Below are 21,658 nucleotides of genomic sequence, written 5' to 3'. Positions count from 1 at the left end.
TCTGACCGCCGAGCAACTGCCACACCGGTACGCATGGCTCTGAAGGACGACGGCGAGATCTTCGACCTGGACGCACAGAAGCCGCTGGCCGACCTGCCCGACGACGTGGCCTACCAGTACTGCGTCAACCGGGCGTTCTGGTACGACCGGCGGGACGAGTTGACCGCCGAACACGTGGCCCGGCTGCCACACCGGACGAACGTGCTGCGTACCCACGCCGGATCGCAGTGGAACCGGCAGCGGCACGCCTGGGCACCGGAGATGTTCGCCGACATGGCGACGCGGAGCGGGGCGGCGGGTATGCGGGTACTGACGATCTTCGCCGAGCCCTCCGCCTATCACCCCACCAACGAGATCAACTATCTGGCGTACGCCCGGTTCACCTGGGACCCGAACCGCAGCGGGGAGTCGTTCTGGCAGGACGAGGTGGCACCCCGGTTCGGTGGTGAGGCGGAGGCGGCGGCGTTCCAGGCCGGCGTGCGGGTACTGGACGACCCTGCCGCCACCGCGTCGGCCCTGACCCGGGTGCGGGGTGAGGCACTCGACCAGGTGGCGGCCACCAGCGGCGAGGTCCAGCGCCGATGGCTGTGGCTGGCCGAGCGCACCGCCCGGTTCGCGCATTCGCTGCAACAGGGCTGACCGGTCGAACCGGTCCCCGGCGTGCCGCGCCGGGGACCGACGGTGCCCTCAGCGGGCGTCGGTGATGACGTGCGAGCAGGGACCGCAGGCGGCCGGTCCCTGCTCGGCGAACCAGCGGCAACTCCGCCGGATCGCGCACCGGGGCAGCCCCGTCTCCTGCTGCGTAACGGTTTCCTGATAGGAGGCGCTGAGCCGGGCCCCCAGGCCACAGTGGTCACCGGTCCAGAAACCGCAGGACGTGGTGACACACGGGCCGGCGAGCCGGTAGCGTGCCTCGACCGGGCCGGCAGGCTTGTCCTGGTCGGCAGCGTCGGCCTGGTCGTCGAGTACGACCTGGGCGGGCACCGCCGGCGTGACGTAGGCGACCCGACCCGCCGGAGTGATCATCCCGAGGAAGACGGTGGCGTTCTCCCGTGGAGTGCTCGGGCACATTCGCTCCGGCGGGTCGGCACGCCGCGATTCGTCGGACATCAGTCGAGGAAGAAACCGATGTCGTTGATCTTCGCGCCGATCTCCCGTGCGCGCTCGCCGCTGAGCACCCAGAGACCGTTCCACTCGGGTCGGAGCTTGATGTTGCCGTGGCCGACGGTCACCGGGCTGTCCAGGCGTGCCTGGACGACGTGCAGGGCGGCCAACCCCGCCTTCTGGATCTCTCCGGTGATGCGTGCCCGCTGCACCTCGTCCAGTTCGACCCCGTCGACGACGAATCGGAACTCGTTCCTTGCCATGGTGCCCCCTCGGTTCGGTTTCTCCTGGTCCGACCGGGCGCTGTTCTTCCGTACGCCCGGTTGGTTCTTCTAGTACGACTCGGTGCCGAGACCGAGTCGTACGGTGGCTCGGGTGAAGGCGGCCCAGCCGGCGCGGGTCCTGACCTCGACCTGTTGCGCGGCCCGGCGTAGCGCCCGGTCGCCGTATTCCGGCCAGTTGTCGGTCGTCGTGGCGGAGTAGCCCCACACCGCCCGGCAGGCGTGCACGGCAAAGTCGACCTGCTCGGCGGAGTTGGTGAAGCCGGAGACCCCGTCCTCGACCCGCACCCGACCGGCCGCCGGCTCAGGCCGGACGACCGGAAAGTGGTGGTGCAGGCTGGACAGGGTCGCCCAGTACGCCGGATCAGGCCGCCGGGCATCGAAACCGTCTTCGGCCCGGCCCCGGTGCAGATGACTGATGCCGGTCAACAGCAGGGCTCGCCCGTCGGCCGTGGTCTCCGCGACCACCTCCAGGGGAGTCACCCACCGGCGTGGCGTGTTGGCCCACCAGAAGCGCAGCCACTCGGTCAACCGTTCGTGGAAGTCCGGCGTGTAACGCAACGGAGCCGGACCACCGCCGGGCCGCCGGGTCCGGGCTGCGGCGATCCGATCTCGGGTTACGAGTTCACCACTCGGCCCGGTGGACGGATTGGCCCGCGCCGGGCCGCCGGCCGGCACGCTGAGGGTGAGTGCGGAGACCACCGTCGTCCCCACCAGCAGTCCCCGGCGGGAGACCGGATGGCGCGTGTCGTCCATGGTCAGCCTTCCTGGTCGTGTGGTTGTTGGCCGCCGGCCGGAGCCCGAGCTCCGACGAGTCCGGGAGATGCCGCCCGCAGCGGTGATCGCAGCCTTATCCACCGACTTTGATCAGGCAATGTCGATGGCTGTCGCATTCCTGACGTGCGCGGCAGGTTGTCGCCACCCCGACAGGCGTAGGCCGGGGAATAGAGGTGAGAGTGGCTGTTCGTCCCCGATAGAGCCGTGTGTCGGGTAGGTAGGTTGCGTGGCGTTCGCATCCGAGACGATTTCGGGGATTCTTCGCCTGCTGCTCGGGTAGATGGCCGGATGACGTTCAACCCGAACGGCATTGATCGCCGCGTCCCGGCGAATTCAGATGGTGCCGTACCGGCCGGCTCGGTGATCATCCTCTCGGCCAGCGCTGGTGCCGGACACGACGGAGCGGCCAACGAGTTGGCCGACCGGCTACGGACGCACGGCTTCCAGGTCCGGCTGTACGACCTCGCGGACGTCCTGCCCTGGGGGCTGGGCAGGGTGCTCCGGGGCACCTACCGGGGAATACTCACCCGGGCATCGTGGGTGTACGGCCTGTTGTTCGCGATCGGGAACACGTTCGTCGGCTCCGCCCCGGCGACTCGCTTCCTGCTGCGTCCGGCCCGCCAGCGGATCCTGGACCGGTTGCCGGCCGACATCCGACTGGTGGTGTCCACCTATCCGATCGCCAGCCAGATCCTCGGGCCCCTGCGCCGGGACGGACGACTTTCCGTACCGGTGGTCACCTATCTGACCGATTTTGCGGTCAATCGGATCTGGGTGTCGCCCGGCGTCGATCTGCACTGTGCCGCCCACGGCACCACCAGGTCCGAGGCGCTCGCACTGGGAGCCGGGAACGTGCACGTCACCGGCCGTATGGTTGCCGACCGCTTCAGGCCCGGGTCGGCGCGGGCGCGGGTCCGTGCCCGGCAGCGGTTCGGACTACCTGCCCAGGGGCGGCTGGCATTGCTGGTGGCCGGCTCGTGGGGCGTGGGGGAGGTGGAACGAACCGCCGCGGAGATCATCCGTAGCCGGGCGGCGGTTCCGGTGGTGGTGTGTGGCCGCAACGCGCCGCTGTATCGCCGGCTCCGACGGTTGGGGCTGGGGTACGTCCTGGGCTGGGTGGACGACATGGCCGACCTGTTGCGGGCCACCGACGTGCTGGTGGAGAACGCGGGGGGCCTCACCGCACTGGAGGCGATGGCCACCGGGGTGCCTGTCGCCACCTATCGTCCGATCCCGGGCCACGGCAGGGCGAACGCCGTCACGATGGCGCGGGCTGGTGTGTCGAGTTGGATACGTCGGCGTAAGGAACTTGGCCCCATCCTCGACGAACTCATCGAGGGTGAGCGGGGGAGCCGACAGCGGGAGGCCGGGTTGCGGTTGTTCGAGTCGGACCCGACCCAGTGGATCAATGAGCTTGTCCGGCGGGAGGAACGGGCGTTGTTCATACCGTCATCCAGCCACACGCTCCGCGCCCTACGCTCCGGGATGGTGGCCGACGTGGCCAGCCGGATGCTGACCGGGTGGGGTGTGCGCCGGGGCCGGTCGCCGCGTCGGTATCGGACCCGGACGCCAGCGCGGGCCGGCAAGCGGAGCGGCTGATGAGCCAACCGGCCGGACCGGTCGCCCTGGCTCTCGCCCCGACCCGACCGGTCGCCCTGGCTCTCGCCCCGACCGTATCGGCCGGCCTGATGCCTGCATCGGCGGTGGCCAGTCGGTCTGCCCGATACCAGGGAGGCACGCCATGAACGTCGCTGCCATCCTGTTCGGCATCGGTGCCGCCATCTGTTTCGCGTTGAGCTCGGCACTGGAGCAGCATGCCGCCAAGCAGGAACGACCGACGAGGACGCTCGACCCACGGTTGCTGACCCGTCTGCTTCGCCGGCCGATGTGGCTCTTCGGCAGCGTCCCGGATGTCGTCGGCACCGTCCTACAGGCGCTCGCACTGCGGGCCGGTCCGCTGGCGCTGGTGGAGCCACTGTTGATGAGCGGGTTGTTCATGGCGATCCCCTTGGAGGCGGCACTGGAACGGCGGCGGCCACACAGGCGGGACCTCGTCGTGGTGGCGGTCGGGGCCACGGGGCTGACCGCCTTTCTGGTTGCCGCCGACCCGAAGGCCGGTGTGTCGAGCCCCTCCCTGGCGGCCTGGCTGGCGGTGGTGAGCGTGGTCGGGGTCCTCGTCGGCGTATGCCTCGCTCTCGCCTGGCGGGTCAACGGGGCCCGCCGGGGCACCCTGCTCGGCATCGCCACCGGACTGCTGTACGCCCTGGCCGCCGGCCTGTTGAAGGACGTCGCCACCAAGGTGACGGACGATCCGCTGTCCCTGTTCGCGGACTGGCACCTCTACGGACTGCTCGTGGTGGGGATCAGCGCGTTCATCCTGAACCAGAACGCGCTCCAGGCCGGGCCGATCGCCGCCCCGTTGACGGCCATCACGCTGCTGGACCCGTTCGGTGGCGTCATCATCGGCGTGGTCGCGTTCAAGGAACAGCTCTCGTTCGACGGGATACGCCTGCCGATCGAGATCGTGGCCGTGGTGGTCATGGTCGTCGGCATCTGGCTGACCACCACAACCCGGTCGAAGTAGCGCTGGCTAAACCATGCCTTACCAGGATGTTCCCTGAGAAGGAGCGATTTCGGGGTGTTGCCAGCCATTCGTGCGGGATGTCGGCTAGGCTCCGAAACAACTACTCAGTGCAAGTGAATGACTACGGCTTCTCCCTGGTGTTCGAACCAGCCGTGAGAGGAAGCATGTGCTCGCTGTGACTGACAGTGTGACCAGCCCGCCGCCGGATCCCGCCCTCGATCGGCGAGACCCGGATACGGTACGGGCCGGCGAGAATTTCCCCGTCGCGCTCCGTATCCTGCCCGAGGCGATCCGGCAGCATCTGCACGCCCTGTACGGCTATGCGCGCCTTGTCGACGACATCGGCGACGAACCAGGCCACGCCGGTGTGGTCGACAGCCCGGTGAGTCGGCTGGCCCGACTGGCCGAGTTGGCCGACGAGGTGCGGGACATGTATTCGGGCCGCCGCCCGACCACACCGGCACTGATCCGGCTGGCACCGACCGCCGCGGCCTGTCAACTGCCGATGGAGCCCCTGCTCCGGCTGATCACCGCCAACGAGCGCGACCAGTCCGTCGTCCGGTACCCGTCGTTCGAGGACCTGGTCGCGTACTGCCATCTCTCCGCCAATCCGGTCGGGGAGCTGGTCCTGCACATCTTCGACGAAGCATCGCCGCGGCGGGTGGCCCTCTCGGACCGGATCTGCACCGCACTACAGATCGTCGAGCACCTTCAGGACGTCGCGGAGGACCGGCGGCGAGGGCGGATCTACCTACCCACCGACGACCTGGTTCGTGCCGGAGTGCCCGAGGCGGCCCTGGACGCGTCGTACGCCAGTGCCGGCCTGCGGAATGTGATCCAGCAGCAGGCCGAGCGGGCCAGGGCGGAACTCGACGCCGGCGCGCCGCTCGTCGCCGAACTACGGGGCTGGGCCCGACTCGCCGTCAGCGGCTACGTCGCCGGCGGCCGGGCCACACTACGGGCGCTGGCCCGGTGCGACCACGACCCGCTGCCGGGACCACCCCGGGCCACTCGCGCCACCCTGGTCGGTGAACTGCTCCGGACGCTCCTGGGGAGGACCGGATGACCGGCGACCCCCGACTGATGCTGGCCTACCGAGAATGCGAACAGATCACCCGGAACCAGGCCCGCAACTTCTACTACGGAATCCGGCTGCTCCGGCCGGAACGGCGAAGCGCGCTCTGCGCCGTGTACGCGATCGCCCGGCGGATCGACGACATCGGCGACGGGGACCTGCCTGACGCCACCAAACTGGCCCGGCTCGACCAGATCCGTGCCGCGTTGCACCAGCTCCCCGGAGACACCGAAGACCCGGTACTGCTGGCCCTGGCAGACGCGGCGAACCGGCTACCCATCCCGCTCGCCGCCCTGGACGAGCTGGTGGACGGCTGCGTGGCCGACGTGCAGGGCACCCCGTACGACTCCTTCGAGGAACTGACCGGCTACTGCCGCTGCGTCGCCGGCTCGATCGGCCGACTCTCCCTCGGTGTCTTCGACATCCGTCCGTCCGTCTCCCGGACCGAGGCCAGCGAACTGGCCGACACCCTCGGCATCGCACTGCAACTGACCAACATCCTGCGCGACATCCTCGAAGACCGGGCCCAGGACCGCGTCTACCTGCCCGGCGAGGACCTCGACCAGTTCGGCTGCCGGCTGGAGCTGACCGCCGACGGCGGACTCGGCGACAAACCCGACCGACTGGTCGAACTGCTCCGGTTCCAGGCACACCGTGCCGAACGCTACTACCGGACCGGGCTCGGACTGCTGCCCATGCTGGACCGGCGAAGTGCCGCCTGTGTGGCCGCGATGGCCGGCATCTACCACCGTCTGCTGGCCCGGATCATCACCGACCCGCTCGCGGTCACCCGCCGTCGGGTAGCGCTCACCGGCTGGGAGAAGGCGTACGTCGCGGCACGGGCGATGGCCCGGAGCACCGCGTGAAGGCCGGGCACGTCTGCGTCATCGGTGGTGGGCTCGCCGGTATTGCGGCGACACTGCGCCTCACCGACGCCGGCCACCGGGTCACCCTGCTGGAGGCCCGCCCCGCACTGGGCGGGGCGACCTACTCGTTCCGCCGGGGCGACCTCGCGGTGGACACCGGCCAGCACGTCTTCCTGCGCTGCTACGAGGAATACCGCAACCTGCTGGGGCGCCTCGGTACGACGGAACGCACCGCGATGCAGGAGGCGTTCACCGTACCGATCCTGCGGCCCGGCGCACCGCCGCACACGTTGACCCGGGATCGCCGGCTGCCCGCACCAGCACATCTACTGCCGGCGCTGCTGACCTACCGTCCACTGCGGCTGCGGCAGCGGTTCGCCGCGATCCGGGCAGCCTCCGCGCTGCGCGCCGTCGAACCGGAGGCCCCCGCCTCGGACGAGATCAGCTTCGGTGCCTGGCTGGCCGACCACGGCCAGGATCCGCAGACCGTGCAACGACTGTGGGAACTCATCTGCGTCGCCGCGCTCAACGCCCCGCCCCGGCACGCCTCGCTGGCCTTGGCCGCCCGGGTGTTCCGTACCGGACTGTTCGACCGGGCCGACGCCGGTGACATCGGACGGCCGACCGCGTCCCTGGCCGAGCTGCACTCCGTACCGGCGCTCGGGCTGCTGCGGCAGCAGGGCGCGAACGTTCGTACCGGCACCCGGGTTCGGGATATCACGGTCGACCCGAGTGGCTTCCAGGTTCGCTCCGACCACATCCGGGTGACCGCCGAGGCGGTGATACTCGCCGTACCGCACCAGCAGGCGGCGCGGCTGGTGCCGGAGGCGGCGGTACCGGACCGGGCCCGCTGGTCGTCCCTCGGTGCCGCGCCGATCGTCAACGTGCACGTGCGCTACCGGCAGCGGGTCACCGACCTGGAGTTCGCCGCCGGCCTGGACACGCCGGTGCAGTGGGTCTTCGATCGGACCCCGCCGGACTCCCCGGGCCAGTACCTGGTGGTGTCGATCTCCGCTGCGGAGTCGGCCCTGCACACCCCGGCCGGGGTGCTGGCCCGCACCTACCTGGCCGCCCTGGCGGAACTCTTTCCGTCCGCCGGACGTACCGCCGTGCACGAGGTCTTCGTGACCCGGGAACCCCGCGCGACCTTTCGGCAACGCCCCGGTACGCGCAGCGTTCGGCCCCCGTCGCGGACCGCGCTACCCGGCCTGGCCCTGGCCGGGGCGTGGACCGACACCGGGTGGCCGGACACGATGGAGGGGGCGGTGCGTAGCGGACAGCGAGCGGCGGGCGTGGTGCTCGAACACCTCGCGTCGAAGACAACTCTGCCGGAGGCATCGACATGACCGTCGCGCGACCCCACATTCTGACCGAGGCCGACCCGCTCGTCCGGCCCGCGATCCACGCGGCGCTCGACCGGCTCGACCCGCACACCCGGCTGACCGCCGGCTACCAAATCGGCTACTGGGATGCGACCGGCGAACCGACCGAGGGGGGTAGTGGAAAGGGACTGCGCTCCACACTGGCGCTGCTCTCCGCCCGGGCCGCCGGGAAGTCCGATCAAGACGGCATGCCGAGCGCGGTCGCGGTGGAACTGGTGCACAACTTCTCCCTGCTGCACGACGACGTGATCGACGGTGACCTGGAGCGGCGGCACCGGCCCACCGCCTGGTGCGCGTTCGGGGTCGGCCCGGCGATCCTGGCCGGCGACGCGTTGTTGAACCTCGCCACAGACGTTCTCTCCGAGCTGCCCGGCCCCGATGCCGCTGCCGCCGCCCGGTGTCTGACGGTGGCGGTCCGGCAGTTGATCGCCGGGCAGGCCGCCGACATGGCCTTCGAACGGCGTACCGATGTGACCCTCGACGAATGCCTGGCCATGGCCCGCAACAAGACCGCGGCCCTGCTGTCCTGCTCCGCCACCCTCGGCGCGGTGCTGGGTGGCGGGCCGACGCCGCTCACCCGCGGCCTGGCCCGATACGGCGACCGTCTCGGCCTGGCGTTCCAGCTCGTCGACGACCTGCTCGGCATCTGGGGTGAACCGGCCGTCACCGGAAAACCGGTCCTCGCCGATCTGCGTGCCCGGAAGAAGACGGTGACGGTGGTGCGGGCGCTGACCGCCGGTGGCCCGGCCAGCGACCAGTTTCGGGAGCTGTACTGCGCCGCCGGGGAGCTGAGCCCCACCGATCTCTCCCTGGCCGCCATGTTGATCGAGGAGACCGGGGCTCGGGACTGGACCGTGAAGGAGGCGGACCGGCTACTCACCGAGGCACTGACCGAACTGGACCAGCTCGCCCGGATGAGCGCGGCCGGCCTGCTCGGTACGGCGGCTCTGACCCCGCTGCACGACGACCTGACCGCGATCGCACACTTCATGACCGGACGGACGTACTGATGACCGGATTGCTCTCCACCGCCGGTGCCAAGCCGGTCGAGCCCACCGCCGGCCGGAGCGCCACCACCACCGCCACCACTGAGCGGCCCGACGACGACCTGCGGCCCCGCGCCGAGGCGGCGCTGGCCCGCGCCCGGGAGCACCTGCTCTCCCGTCAGCAGCCGGAGGGCTGGTGGCAGGGGGAACTGGAGACCAACGTGACCATGGAGGCCGAGGATCTGCTCATGCGGCAGTTCCTCGGCATCCTCACGCCCGCGGAGACCGACCCCACCGCCCGCTGGATCCGTAGCCGGCAGCACCCGGACGGCGGATGGGCCACCTTCTACGACGGCCCCTCGGACCTGTCCACCACGATCGAGGCATACGCGGCGCTGCGGCTGGCCGGCGACGGGGTCGACGCGGAGCACATGGTCCGGGCCCGCGACTTCGTACTCGCCAACGGCGGCATCGAGCGCAGCCGGGTCTTCACCCGGATCTGGCTGGCGTTGTTCGGGGAATGGTCGTGGCACCGGCTGCCGGCCATTCCACCGGAGGTGGTGTTGTTGCCGTCGTGGATGCCGCTCAACGTCTACGACTTCGCCTGTTGGGCCCGGCAGACGATCGTGCCGCTGGCGATCGTCCGGGCGCAGCGCCCGGTACGTCCGCTCGGTTTCTCCCTCACCGAGCTGCGCACCGGTGCCCGCCCACCCCGTGCCCCGTCACTGCGGGGTCGGGCCGGCTGGTTGCATGGTCTCGACGCGGCGCTGCGCGGCTACGAGCGCCGCCCGATCGGGTTGCTGCGCCGTAACGCGCTACGTCGCGCGGCGGAGTGGGTGGTGGCCCGGCAGGAGGCCGATGGCTCGTGGGGCGGTATCCAACCGCCGTGGGTCTATTCACTGCTCGCCCTGCATCTGCTCGGCTATCCGCTGGACCATCCGGTGCTGCGGACCGGCCTGGCCGGCCTGGACCGGTTCACCGTACGCGAGGAAACCCCCGACGGGCCGGTACGGCGACTGGAGGCGTGCCAGTCACCGGTCTGGGACACCGCCCTGGCGGTGGTCGCGTTGGCCGATGCCGGCCTGCCGGCCGAGCACCCCGCGCTGGTAAGGGCTGGCCGGTGGCTGATCGACGAGGAGATCCGGGTAACCGGCGACTGGGCGGTACGCCGGCCGGGACTGGCTCCCAGCGGCTGGGCGTTCGAGTTCGACAACGACGGCTACCCGGACACCGACGACACCGCCGAGGTGCTGCTGGCGCTGCGCCGTACCGCCCCGGGGCCACAGGTCGGGGCGGCGCTGGAGCGGGGCCTGCGGTGGTTGTGCGGGATGCAGTCCCGGGACGGGGGGTGGGGGGCGTTCGACGCGGACAACACCCGGACCCTGGCCCGGTCACTGCCGTTCTGCGACTTTGGGGAGGTCATCGACCCGCCCAGCGCCGATGTGACGGCACATATCGTGGAGGCGCTCTGCGCCGAGGGCATGGTCCGCTCGACGGCGGTACTTCGTGGCGTCGACTGGCTGTTGCGCGCCCAGGAGCCAGACGGTTCCTGGTTCGGCCGGTGGGGAGCCAACCACGTCTACGGCACCGGGGCGGTGGTGCCGGCACTGGTCGCGGCAGGAATGCGCCCGGACGATCCGGTGATCGTACGGGCCGTGCAGTGGCTGCACCGACAGCAGAACCGGGACGGCGGCTGGGGCGAGGACCTGCGCTCCTACCGAGACCAGTACTGGCTGGGCCGGGGTGCCTCGACCGCCTCGCAGACCGCCTGGGCGCTGCTCGCCCTGCACGCCGCCGGGGTCGGTGACTCGGCGGCGGCCTGGCGGGGGGTGCACTGGCTGGTGCAGACCCAGCGCCCGGACGGCAGCTGGGACGAACCGCACTACACCGGGACCGGCTTCCCCGGTGACTTCTACATCAACTACCACCTATACCGTCTGGTCTTTCCCGTCACCGCGCTCGGCCGACTGCTCGACGCGGCCGGAACCCGCGATGCGTCGACCGACGTCGTCGCCGGCACCCGGTCGACCGAGGCCAACATCGGCATCCCGTCGGCCGGCGGGGACATCGTCGGCATCCCGTCGGCCGGCGGCGCCGTCGGTGTCCTGCCGACCGGCGGAGGAGCCGGCAGTTGACCGGGGACTGGGTCCTGTTCGCGCCGATGCGACTGGAGACCTGGGCGCTGCGCCGCGCGCTGCCCGCAGGCGCGCCGATCCGCCGTACCGGAACGGGGTTGGCCCGGGCCGCCCGTGCGGCGTCCCGACACGGGGACGCGTCGGCACTGGCGGTGGCCGGTATCGCCGGTGCGCTCTCCCCGGCGCTGCGCCCCGGGGATCTGGTGGTCGCCACCGAGGTACGGCTCGCCGACGGCGGGGCCGTACTGCTCTGTCCGACCGCGCCGATGCTCGCCGGGGCGCTACGACGGCGCGGATTGACGGTGCATCTCGGGCCGGTGGTGAGCAACCGCCGCTGGGTCGACGGCGCGGCCCGTACCCGACTGGCCGCTACCGGGGCGCTGGCCGTCGACACCGAGTCGGCCGCGTTGCTGGCCGGGGCCGCCGACCGGCCGGTGGCCTGTGTACGGGCGATCGCGGACGGCCCGGAGACACCGCTGTACCGGCCCGGGACGCTGCTCCGGGTGGTGTGCGCGCTGCGGGCGCTGGCCCGGGTCGGCCCGGCGCTGGCGCAGTGGGCCGGGGCGAACCCGGAGCCCGAGGTGCCGCTGGCCGGAGCGTGCTCGTGCGGGACCGGGGCGGTACGAGAACGCACGACCAGTGTCGAAGACGTGTGCCTCACCCTTCCGAAGGAGAGACGTCCGAGATGAGCATGCCACTACGTCAGAGTCTCCGGGTCGGCCGCTACCTGCTCGAACAGAAGTTGCGCCGCCGGACGTACTATCCGTTGCTGGTGGAGTTGGAGCCGCTGTTCGCCTGCAACCTCAAGTGCGCCGGCTGCGGGAAGATCCAGCACCCGGCCGACGTGTTGAAACGCCGGATGCCGGTGGAGCAGGCGATCGGGGCGATCGAGGAGTGCGGTGCGCCGATCGTCTCCATCGCTGGCGGAGAGCCGCTGATGCACCCGCAGATCGACGAGATCGTCGCGGAACTGGTCCGCCGCCGCAAGTTCGTCTACCTGTGCACCAACGCGGCGCTGCTGATCAAGAAACTGGACCTGTTCCAGCCCTCACCGTACTTCTCGTTCGCCGTGCACATCGACGGCCTGCGGGAGCGGCACGACGCCTCGGTCTGCAAGGAGGGGGTCTTCGACCAGGCCGTCGATGCGGTGCGGGAGGCGAAGCGGCGTGGCTTCCGGGTTACCAGCAACACGACGTTCTTCTCCACCGACACCCCGCAGACCGTCATCGAGGTGCTCGACTACCTCAACGACGATCTCGGCGTCGACCAGATGATGCTCTCCCCGGCGTACGCCTACGAGAAGGCGCCGGACCAGGAGCACTTCCTCGGTGTGTCGGAGACCCGGACGATGTTCCGCAAGGCGTTTGCCGACGGGCGGCGTCGCCGGTGGCGGTTGAACCATTCGCCGCTGTTCCTGGACTTCCTGGAGGGCCGGGTCGACTTCCAGTGCACCGCCTGGGCCATCCCGTCGTACTCGCTCTTCGGTTGGCAGCGCCCCTGTTATCTGATGAACGACGGGTACGCCGAGACCTATCGGGAGCTGATAGAGACGACCGACTGGTCGGCGTACGGGCGGGGCCGGGATCCGCGCTGCGCCAACTGCATGGCGCACTGTGGGTACGAACCGACGGCGGTGCTGGCGACCATGTCGTCGCTGCGCCAGTCGATCCGCGCGCTGCGCAACTGACCCGGTCGGCCCGTGTGCTGCGCAACTGACCCGGTCGACCCGCGCCAACGCGTGGACCTCGCAGGTCGAGACGCGACCCAGGCGGCCAGTGTCGACTGGAGGAGGTTCAACCCAGCCGGCCGGCGAGCCGCCGGTAGGTGCCGGGCAGAGTGCCCCGGACCGCCACCGGCAGGCGTAACCAGCGCGGCACGTACACCTCGTCCCGGCCGCCCAGCATCGCGGCGACCAGCGCGGCAGCCGCCCGGTCCGCGGTCACCGGCCCGGGCCTGCTCCGCTGGTACGGCCGGTTGCGGCGGGTGAAGAACTGGGTGTCCACCACGCCCGGCACCAGCACGGTGACCGTCACACCCGTGCCCGCCGTCTCCTGCCGTAGGCTCCCGGCGAAGACGTCCAGACCGGCCTTGGTGGCCGCGTACACCGCCTCGTCGCGGACCCCGAGCCGGCCGGCGATGGAGCTGACGAAGCCGAGGTGGCCCCGCCCGCGCTGTAACATGCCCGGCAGGACGGCCCGGGTGAGCAGCATCGGCGAGAGTAGGTTGACCGTCGTCAACTGGGAGATCTCCGGACCGGTGATCTCGTCGAGCGGTCCGGCCCAACCCAGGCCGGCATTGTTGACCAGCACGTCGATCCGGCCGGCCGTCGTCAGCACCCGTTGCGTCAACTCCTCGGCCGCTCCCGCCTCGGTGAGGTCGCCGGGTACCGCCGTGCCGCCCAGTTCGGCGGCGAGCGCCGCCAGCCGGTCGGCGTCCCGACCGGACAGGAAGACGGTGGCCCCGTGTCGGGCCAGGCGTCGGGCCGTCGCCGCACCGATGCCCGACGAGCCGCCGGTGACCAGCGCGACCGCCCCGTCGAGCCGCGAAGCTGCCATGCCGTCAGTCTGGCCCACCCGGTCCGGCTGCGGCGGCTTCCACGCCGCGTCGTGCCGGTTTCCACGCCGCGTCGTGCCGGTTTCCACGCCGCGTCGTGCCGGTTTCCGTGCCGCGTCGTGCCGGTTTCCGTGCCGCCCCGCGTCGGTTTCCGTGCCGCCCCGCGTCGGTTTCCGTGCCGCGTCGGACCGCCCCGGGCTACCCGCACCTGACGATGGGGCCGCCCGGGGCCTGTCATCGGCTCGGATCAGCTCAGATGCGCTGCCAGAGCGCTGGCGCGTTCGGCGGTTCCCAGCCGACCATCGAGGTGTGGGCGATCTGGCAGCGGTAGTTCAGGCTGTTGTAGCTGACCTGGGTGCCGACCGGGTACGACACGCCGGCCCGCCAGGTGCCGCTGGGTGGCGGGGTGCCGGTCGAGGTCGGCGTGGGGCCCGGGGTCTGGTTGACGTTGAGCACGAAGTCGAAGGTCGCCCGCCGCTCCGTGCCGACGTTCTGGATCGACATCAACAGCGCCGGGTTGTACAGCGAGTCGGTGGCGTTGCGCGGCTCGCCCGGGAAGTAGAGCTGGGTGGTGAGGATGGGCCGCCCTGGTGCCTGCACCTTGACGTGGATGTGCCGGGTACGGCCCGGGTAGAGGCCCGGAACGATGGTGGTGAGGCTGAACGCGCCCTGCGAGTTGGTGTACTGGTGTCCCCGGAAGCGGAAGCCGGTGTTGTCGTACGCGCCGTTGGCGTCGGCCTGCCAGAAGTCGAGCAGTGCGTTGGCGATGGGCTGGCAGGCGAGGCCGTAGACGGTACCGGTGAGGACCAGCCGGGTGCCGGTGCCGTCCAGCATCGACGTGCGCTGTGGTGAGTTCGGCTTGAAGTAGGGGCCTTCCATCTGCGGTGGCGTCGGATCGTCCCCGTCGTCGCAGTACGGTGTCGGGTCCAGGGACTGACCCGACGGAGTCCGATTCCCCGCCAGGGCGGGCAGGGCACCGACGAGGAACGGTGCTGGTGCGGCGACCACGGCCGCCTTCAGCAGCTTCTTCCGGGTGATCCCGCCAGTGGGCGGGGAGCCGGCGGTATCACCGATGGGCGGGTGTTCGCTCTGTTCGCCAGTCATGCTCGTTCTCCTAGACGTCAGGGGTGCGGGCGGGGGACGCCCGGGACTCGTTGGCGGCCGGCAGGGGACCGGCCGCCACGGTTCTCGACCGCGAGGACCGGGTTGCCGGCCGCCGTTGCGGGGGCCGCTCGACGGGTGTGTGTCGACGCTATGTTTCAAATTCGGAAACGTCGATGGATTTCTGTGGGTGGATGTGGTGATTTCCACCGACACCGCGCCGGAACGTTCCGGGACTGACTCCGGTTTCCCGGCGGAAGAACCGGCAGAAGTACGCCGGGTCGAAGTTCAGTTCGCGGGCTACCTGCCCCACCGTCATTCCGGTTCGCGCCAGTAGGCGTTTGGCCTCCAGGACCTGGACCTCGCGGATGAGCTTGCCCGGGGTCCGCCCGGTGACCTCCTTGACCACGTCGTTGAGGTAGCTGACCGATACGCCGATCCGGCCGGCGTAGGCGGCCACGGACCGCTGTCCGGGTTTCGGATCGCTCAGTAGCTGGCTGAACCGTTGGACAACCCCTGTGGCCCGATCCGTACCCCGTGCCGGCGGTGCGATGCCCGGTGAGCGTCGGGCCCGCACGACCAGCACGTGCAGGTATGCCTGTAGGACGGAGGTGAACCCCTCGTCCCGACGGCGGTACTCGCGCTCCATCTGGGCCATCAGCGCTGCGAAGTCGGCTGCCTCACCTGCGGTCAACTCCAGCCACGGCACTTCGCTGAGGGCGTGAAGTACGGCCCGATCGCCCGGATGGGCGAGCAGGAACTCGTCGGTGAAGAGCGTCACCCGTCCACACAGGCCGGAGACCCGGTCCCAGAAGTGCACCTGACCGGGGGCGATGACGTACAGGTGCGGCGGTCGCAGCGGCTGCTCGACGAAGTCGATGACGTGGGTGCCCGTGCCGCCGGTCACCAGCACCACCTCGTAGAAGGTGTGCCGGTGCGGAAAGCTGGCCCGCGACAGCGGGCCGATCGTCTCGAATGTACCGATCGCGAACGGTAGTGCCTCCGGGGCGGGCACCGCCAACCGATGCACCGGCAGTGGGCCATCTCCCCACGTGCCCCGACCGGCCGACACCGTTTCACAGCGGTTCGTCCGGGTGGATGAAGGCGGCGGCTCGGAGAGCGGCGACCTCATGTCGTACTCGCCATGCGACGCCTCGTACGCTGCCGTGTCACTGGCTCACCCGCCCATCGTCTCCACCCCTCGGCAGCGAGCCTATGACGAACGGATATCGATCACTGTTGCCGGAATCGGATGTCCCGCCAGTCCGATGGTCAGTCCTGGTGCAGCCAGGGTGCGGCGCCGACCACACTGCCGTAGAGCAGATGATCGGCCAGCAGGGCCAACTGCTCGCTCAGTCCGCCGCGGCGGATACTGATACCGAGCAGTGGGGCGATGGCCGCCCCGTACCCGGCCCAGAACAGGAACCCGTACGCCGGTCCCGCCCACCGCCAGCGACGCAGCCGGCGGGGGAGTACGCCGAAGAACACACCGCCGGCCAGCCCGTAGGACCAGTGGACCACCTCGACCAGCGCGCTGCGACGCTTGACCGGGATCCGACGCAGGAGACCGGGGGCGGTGTGCAGGAGGACCGACTCCGGTGGGATCCGCTCGACGAGGCCGAGGGAGGTGGTGAGCTGACGCAGGCCGGACATGGCCATGGCGGCGATCGCGCCCCGCATCGCCCCCCGCACGATCGGGACCGCCTTCGTCATGTTGCTGACCTCCAGGGACGTGCTGACCTCCGGGGACGTGCTGACCTCCGGGGACGTGCTGACCTCCGGGCACCTCCGTCGAGGCGCGGCACCCCCGTCTACCCGCCTGGTCGCCCCCCGACTACCCGCCTGGCCCGGACCGAAACAGCGGTCAGAGCGGGATGAGCCCGGAGCGGGCGGCGTACCAGCCGAGCTGCATCCGACTGCTGGCTCCGGTCAGGGCCATCAGACGACGGAGGCGACGCTGCACCGTACGTTCGCTGGTGCCGAGCCGGCTGGCGACGGTCTTGTCCGGTAGACCGGACAGCAGGAGCGTGAGCAGGTGGACGTCGACCTCGTCCATGGCCGGTACGTCGTTGGCCAGGTCACCGGCGGCGGTTACCCGTAGCGGTGTCGCCGTCGCCCACACCCGTTCGAAGAGGTCGACCAGGGAACGTACCAACGACTCACCTCGGACCAGGAGGAAACCCGGATGCATGCTGACCTGGTCGGATCGCATCGGGAGGACGACCGCCTGCCGGTCGATGATGATCAGCTTGCTCGGTAGGGAGTCCGCGATCCGGATCTCGTAGCCGTTCTTCAGGTAGCCGCTGATCTCCTCGGGTGCCCGAGGATCGTCGAAGGCGCTGCGCTCGTACACGTAGCGGTAGGTCGGTGCGAATCGGGTGATCGTTTCGAGGTCGGGGTTCAGGATGTACGGCGGCCGGAAGAACGCCAGGGCCTCACGCTGGGCACCGCGTTCCATGGAGTCGAGCCAACTGGCGAGTTGCTCGGGTGTGGTGATCGCCTCGACCTGGCCGGACAGCCACGACGAACCGGTGCGGTACACCGCGACCAACTCGGTGAGTCTGCTCTGGACCTGCTGTAGTTCGGCCTGCCGTTGGACGATGAGCGTGCCGAGGCCGACGTCCGGCGCCACCGCTGTGTGTAGTCCGTCCGCGTGTCCGGTCACCAGGCCGTGTGTGGCGAGCTTGGCCAGGCAGTCGCCGACGATCGCCGGATCGATGCCGAGCACGTCCACCAGCTCGGCGGCGGTCGCCTGACGGCGCCGGAGGATCTCGACGTACACCGCCTCATCGAGCTCGTCGATGCCGAACCCACGCAGCACTAGCCCTCCCCGCCCGCTGGTCTGCCCCGACCCGTCCACGTTGGCGGAGACCTGACATGTCTGATCTTCGCCAGGAGAAACCGTAGCGCCGCCGGTCGGACCTTGGCGAAGCTTCTCGATCATTGGACGCCCATCAGCGTCTATGGAGGGGAGTCACTGAGATGCCAAGATGGCGTAGACGCAGTCTGCTCGGCGTCACTGTCGCCGCCGCGCTCGTCGTACCGGGCGGTGGCGCGGCCGCCCACGGGCAACCGTCGGAACCACCAACAGGTGGGGTGGTGACCAAGGCCCCCGGGTCGGGACAGACCACGAGCCGGGTCACCCTGATAACCGGTGATGTCGTCACGGTCACGAGCGGCGGCAACCAACCGACCCAGGTGACCGTGAACGGTCGGACGGGCTCGAACGGAAATGTCACCATCACGACCGAGGGCCGGGACACCTACGTCCTACCCCGGGAGGCCCAGTCCTTGGTGATCTCCGGAAAGCTGGACCGGCGACTGTTCAACGTCACCGGCCTGATCGAGCAGGGGTACGACGACGCGCGTAGCGGTTCGATCCCGCTGATCGTGCGCTACCGGGCGGCGGCGGTCGACGCACGTAGGGCCGCACCGGCTGCCCCCTCCGGTGCCCAGGCACTGCGTTCGCTGACCAGCATCAACGGCGCGGCGATGGCGGCCGACAAGAAGCAGGCGGAGGTGTTCTGGGAAGCCATCGACGACGACAGCCCGCAGGCGGGTACGGCCCGTACCCAACTCGCCGGTGGGATCGAACGGGTCTGGCTGGACGGCAGGGCCGAGGCGCTGCTCGACGTGAGCGTGCCCCAGATCGGTGCTCCCGATGCCTGGGCCGCGGGCTACGACGGCACCGGCGTGAAGGTGGCGGTGCTGGACACCGGGGTCGACACCAGCCACCCGGACCTGGCCGGCAAGATCGTCGACAGTCGTAGCTTCGTCCCGAACGAGGAGGTCAAGGACGGCCACGGCCACGGCACCCACGTCGCCGCGACCATCGCCGGCACCGGTGCGGCCTCCGGCGGAAGGCACAAGGGTGTCGCACCCGGAGCGCAGCTGATCGTCGGCAAGGTGCTCGGCGACGGCGGCAGCGGCGCGCAGTCCGGAATCATCGAAGGCATGGAGTGGGCCGCCCGCTCCGGTGCGAAGATCGTCTCGATGAGCCTTGGTGGCCCGGGGGGTGACGGCACCGACCCGATGTCGTTGGCGGTCAACGAGTTGACCGCGGAGACCGGTGCGTTGTTCACCATCGCCGCCGGCAACGACGGCCGGCAGGGGGCCAGCACCCTCGGCAGCCCGGGAACGGCCGATGCGGCCCTGACCGTGGGCGCGGTCGACGACGCGGACGACATCGCGGACTTCTCCAGCCGTGGCCCCCGGGTCGGTGATGGTGTCGTCAAGCCCGAGATCACCGCGCCGGGAGTGGGCATCGTCGCCGCGCGCGCTACCGGAACCGCAATGGGAACGGTCGTCGACGAGCACTACACCTCGGCCAGCGGAACCTCGATGGCCACCCCCCACGTCGCCGGAGCGGCGGCGATCCTCGCCCAGCGGTATCCGGACTGGCCCGCCGATCGGCTCAAGGGACACCTGGTCAGCACGGCGAAGGCGCACGCAAGCACCCCGGCGTTCAGCCAGGGGGCGGGTCGGGTGGACGTGTCCCGGGCCACCCGACAGGCCGTCTCCGGCACCGGTGTGGTGAGTTTCGGCATCGCGCAGTGGGACGCCACCACACCCGTGGTCAAGCAGGTGACGTACACCAACCCCGGTGACCAGCCGGTCACCCTCGCCCTCACCCTCCGGGGGACGGGGACCGAACTGCCGGCCGGGCTGCTCAGCCTCGGGGCCGACTCGGTGACCGTGCCGGCGAAGGGCACCGCGACGGTGCCGGTGACCATGTCCGCCGCCGATGTCCCGACCGGCACCTACAGTGGCCACCTGTCCGGTGTCTCCGCTGACGGTGCCACCGTCGTGTCCACGGCGATCGGTCTGGTCAAGGACGTGAAGCGGTTCAAGGTCACGGTCAAGGTCGTCGGACGCGACGGCGCTCCGGCCGACCCCGCGTCGACCCTGGTCCGGTACGTCTCGATGGATGGACGTGGGGAGTCGAACTTCACCAATCCCAGTCCGGATGGCACGTTGTCGTTGACCCTGCCCGCCGACACCGAGTACCTCTTCCAGGCCGACACCGTCACCCGCAGCCCCGAGTACGACCGGGTCTGGGAGTACACCATGGGCACCCTGCCCAACGTGGTGATCACCGGTGATCGGACCATCACCTTCGACGCGCGCAAGGGTGCCCCGGTGACGGTACGGACGCCGAAGCCCTCGCAGACCGTCCATGCCCGGGTCGGCTTTACCGCCCACAGCACCGACCAGAAGTACTACTGGGCCCTTGAGCAGTGGCTGGGCGGAGAAACCGCCGTCTACACGATTCCGACCGCGCAGCCGAATGACAACTTCCGCCCGTACTTCGGTTGGAAGCTGACCGCCCCCGACCTGGCTGCCCGCGTCGTCGGCCGGAACAAGGTGTCGCTGGACGAACTCGCCTACTTCGGCGGACACGTCGGTTCCCTGCGCTTCGACGGGACCAAGCGGTTGCCGGTGGTCTCCGCCGGCACCGGAACCGCCCAGGAATATGCCGGACTCGACGTGCGCGGCAAGACCGCACTGGTCAGGCGCAGTGCGAACGTCCCGTTCCGGGACCAGTTGGCCAGGGCGATCGAGGCCGGCGCCGCAGCGGTGATCATCTTCAACAACGCACCCGGCCGGTGGGGTGCCGACCTCTGGGGGGACACCACGCCCAGCGCGGTTCCGGCGATGACCCTCTCCGGGAAACAGGGTGAGAAACTGCTCGACGTGCTGCGTCGGGACCGGGTGACCATCGAGTTCACCGGGGTGGCGGTCAGCCCGTACTCCTACGACCTGGTCAAGTCGCCGCAGGGTGGGTGGCCGGCCAACCCGCGTTACCAGGTGCGGAACAACGAGTTGGCGACCCTGCGTACGGTCTACCGCGCATCGGCGGCCGGCACCGAGGGCGGCGACCTGAGGTTCTTCTGGGTGCCGGGACAGAACACCGCATTCGGCCAGTACACCCGGCTACCCATGCCGGCCACCCGGACCGAGTACGTCACCACCGGCCTACGGACCACCCAGCGGGTGCTGATCGGTCCGACCTGGCAGCTCGGCGGGTCGGAACTCGGGGAGTCGATCGGTGTGTTGAGACCGGGACAGCGGCTGTCCCGGACCTGGAACAAGGCGGTATCCCGTACGGCGTTGCCGCCTGCGCTCGACGAGGCGGCGTTCCGGGACGGCGATCTCGTCGTGGTCCAGGCCGCCGGCCTGCTCGATACCGGGACTGACCACACGCAGACCTACGTGGCGATCCAGCGTGACAAGGTGCTCGCCACCGTCTACCGCAACGGCGAGCGCCTCGGCACGTCGAAGCTGCCCACGTTCGCGTTCCCGGCGGCACCGGAACGGGCCCAGTACCGGGTCACCCTCGACGTGGAACGGGCAGACCCGTGGTGGACGACCTCCACCAAGGTCAACACCGCGTGGACGTTCCACTCGCAGCGTCCGGACGCCCGACAGCTCGTGCCGATGCTGTCGGTCGACTACGACATCGACGTCGACATCAACAACCGGGCAAAGGCCGACCGCCGGTTCGAGATCGGGCTGAACGTTCGACACCCGAAGGGGCTGTCCGGTCCGGCGATCCGGGACACCAAGCTGTGGGTCTCCTACGACGACGGCACGACCTGGCAGTTGGCCGACGTCGACCGGAAACGGGCGGGGCAGTTCGAGGCCATCGTCCGGCACCCGAAGCTGGCCACCACGAATGGATTCGTCTCGCTGCGGGTGCAGGCCACCGACGCGGACGGCAACACCGTCGAGCAGACCGTGACCCGCGCGTACCAGCTTCGCTGAGCGTACGGAGCACGATCGAAGCCCCCACCCGACTGGCAACGGGTGGGGG

General features: G+C 70.2%; 19 protein-coding genes. 11 read left to right on the top strand and 8 right to left on the bottom strand.

The window, feature by feature from the left end:
* On the top strand, window positions 1-639 hold a 639-nt coding region (locus FHR38_RS31430; RefSeq protein ID WP_221449266.1), incomplete at its 5' end, for a hypothetical protein.
* Window positions 640-687: 48 nt separating this feature from the next.
* On the opposite strand, the gene FHR38_RS31425 is transcribed toward FHR38_RS31430, so the two are convergent.
* From FHR38_RS31425 to FHR38_RS31415, 3 genes are all read right to left on the bottom strand, one after another.
* On the bottom strand, window positions 688-1,110 hold the full coding sequence (locus FHR38_RS31425) for a hypothetical protein (RefSeq protein ID WP_184539013.1): 423 nt from the start codon (window positions 1,108-1,110) through the stop codon (window positions 688-690).
* A complete protein-coding gene (locus tag FHR38_RS31420) occupies window positions 1,110-1,367 on the bottom strand; it encodes a hypothetical protein (protein ID WP_184539011.1) in 258 nt (85 codons plus the stop codon). Before FHR38_RS31420 ends, FHR38_RS31425 begins: the two co-directional genes overlap by 1 nt.
* A 69-nt stretch (window positions 1,368-1,436) precedes the next feature.
* The gene (locus FHR38_RS31415) at window positions 1,437-2,141 is read right to left on the bottom strand and encodes a hypothetical protein (protein ID WP_184539009.1); all 705 of its coding nucleotides are present in this window, start codon (window positions 2,139-2,141) and stop codon (window positions 1,437-1,439) included.
* Between the two features lie 309 nt (window positions 2,142-2,450).
* Here FHR38_RS31415 and FHR38_RS31410 point away from each other — a divergent pair, with 309 nt between their 5' ends.
* The 9 genes from FHR38_RS31410 to hpnH all read left to right on the top strand — a co-directional run bounded on the left by FHR38_RS31410 (window position 2,451) and on the right by hpnH (window position 12,877).
* Complete coding sequence (locus FHR38_RS31410) at window positions 2,451-3,761, top strand: MGDG synthase family glycosyltransferase (protein ID WP_184539007.1); 1,311 nt, start codon at window positions 2,451-2,453, stop codon at window positions 3,759-3,761.
* Window positions 3,762-3,903: 142 nt separating this feature from the next.
* Window positions 3,904-4,746: a DMT family transporter gene (locus FHR38_RS31405; RefSeq protein WP_184539005.1), complete on the top strand. Its 843-nt coding sequence runs from the start codon at window positions 3,904-3,906 to the stop codon at window positions 4,744-4,746.
* 175 nt (window positions 4,747-4,921) lie between these two features.
* Entirely contained in the window at window positions 4,922-5,812 is an 891-nt protein-coding gene (gene hpnC, locus FHR38_RS31400) for a squalene synthase HpnC (protein WP_221449265.1), read from the top strand.
* Entirely contained in the window at window positions 5,809-6,687 is an 879-nt protein-coding gene (gene hpnD, locus FHR38_RS31395) for a presqualene diphosphate synthase HpnD (RefSeq protein ID WP_184539003.1), read from the top strand. The genes hpnC and hpnD overlap by 4 nt, the downstream gene beginning before the upstream one ends.
* Window positions 6,684-8,033, top strand: coding sequence for a hydroxysqualene dehydroxylase HpnE (gene hpnE / locus FHR38_RS31390; RefSeq protein WP_184539001.1), 1,350 nt, complete (start codon window positions 6,684-6,686; stop codon window positions 8,031-8,033). The genes hpnD and hpnE overlap by 4 nt, the downstream gene beginning before the upstream one ends.
* Window positions 8,030-9,079, top strand: a complete 1,050-nt coding sequence (locus FHR38_RS31385) for a polyprenyl synthetase family protein (RefSeq protein ID WP_184538999.1) — start codon at window positions 8,030-8,032, stop codon at window positions 9,077-9,079. The genes hpnE and FHR38_RS31385 overlap by 4 nt, the downstream gene beginning before the upstream one ends.
* Window positions 9,079-11,190 (top strand): squalene--hopene cyclase, encoded by a 2,112-nt coding sequence (gene shc, locus FHR38_RS31380; RefSeq protein WP_184538997.1) that lies wholly within the window; start codon window positions 9,079-9,081, stop codon window positions 11,188-11,190. Before FHR38_RS31385 ends, shc begins: the two co-directional genes overlap by 1 nt.
* The gene (locus FHR38_RS31375) at window positions 11,187-11,879 is read left to right on the top strand and encodes a phosphorylase family protein (protein ID WP_184538995.1); all 693 of its coding nucleotides are present in this window, start codon (window positions 11,187-11,189) and stop codon (window positions 11,877-11,879) included. Before shc ends, FHR38_RS31375 begins: the two co-directional genes overlap by 4 nt.
* Window positions 11,876-12,877 carry an adenosyl-hopene transferase HpnH gene (hpnH, locus tag FHR38_RS31370; RefSeq protein ID WP_184538993.1) on the top strand — a complete coding sequence of 334 codons (1,002 nt, stop codon included), beginning with the start codon at window positions 11,876-11,878 and terminating at the stop codon, window positions 12,875-12,877. Before FHR38_RS31375 ends, hpnH begins: the two co-directional genes overlap by 4 nt.
* A 106-nt stretch (window positions 12,878-12,983) precedes the next feature.
* On the opposite strand, the gene FHR38_RS31365 is transcribed toward hpnH, so the two are convergent.
* The 5 genes from FHR38_RS31365 to FHR38_RS31345 all read right to left on the bottom strand — a co-directional run bounded on the left by FHR38_RS31365 (window position 12,984) and on the right by FHR38_RS31345 (window position 17,665).
* Complete coding sequence (locus FHR38_RS31365) at window positions 12,984-13,745, bottom strand: SDR family NAD(P)-dependent oxidoreductase (RefSeq protein WP_184538992.1); 762 nt, start codon at window positions 13,743-13,745, stop codon at window positions 12,984-12,986.
* Between the two features lie 250 nt (window positions 13,746-13,995).
* The gene (locus tag FHR38_RS31360) at window positions 13,996-14,847 is read right to left on the bottom strand and encodes a dioxygenase family protein (protein WP_184538990.1); all 852 of its coding nucleotides are present in this window, start codon (window positions 14,845-14,847) and stop codon (window positions 13,996-13,998) included.
* Window positions 14,848-14,995: 148 nt separating this feature from the next.
* Window positions 14,996-15,874 carry a helix-turn-helix domain-containing protein gene (locus FHR38_RS31355; protein WP_312882515.1) on the bottom strand — a complete coding sequence of 293 codons (879 nt, stop codon included), beginning with the start codon at window positions 15,872-15,874 and terminating at the stop codon, window positions 14,996-14,998.
* Window positions 15,875-16,116: 242 nt separating this feature from the next.
* Entirely contained in the window at window positions 16,117-16,557 is a 441-nt protein-coding gene (locus FHR38_RS31350) for a hypothetical protein (RefSeq protein ID WP_184538986.1), read from the bottom strand.
* A 151-nt stretch (window positions 16,558-16,708) separates the two neighbouring features.
* The gene (locus FHR38_RS31345) at window positions 16,709-17,665 is read right to left on the bottom strand and encodes a helix-turn-helix domain-containing protein (RefSeq protein WP_184538984.1); all 957 of its coding nucleotides are present in this window, start codon (window positions 17,663-17,665) and stop codon (window positions 16,709-16,711) included.
* A 161-nt stretch (window positions 17,666-17,826) separates the two neighbouring features.
* On the opposite strand from FHR38_RS31345, the gene FHR38_RS31340 reads away from it, so the two are divergent.
* Entirely contained in the window at window positions 17,827-21,609 is a 3,783-nt protein-coding gene (locus FHR38_RS31340) for a S8 family serine peptidase (protein WP_184538982.1), read from the top strand.
* Window positions 21,610-21,658 lie beyond the last annotated feature (49 nt).

The sequence above is a fragment of the Micromonospora polyrhachis genome (assembly GCF_014203835.1).
Classification (GTDB): domain Bacteria; phylum Actinomycetota; class Actinomycetes; order Mycobacteriales; family Micromonosporaceae; genus Micromonospora_H; species Micromonospora_H polyrhachis.
The sequence above is the reverse complement of the archived record's forward strand: the minus strand, read 5'-3'. Positions and strand labels throughout refer to the sequence as shown.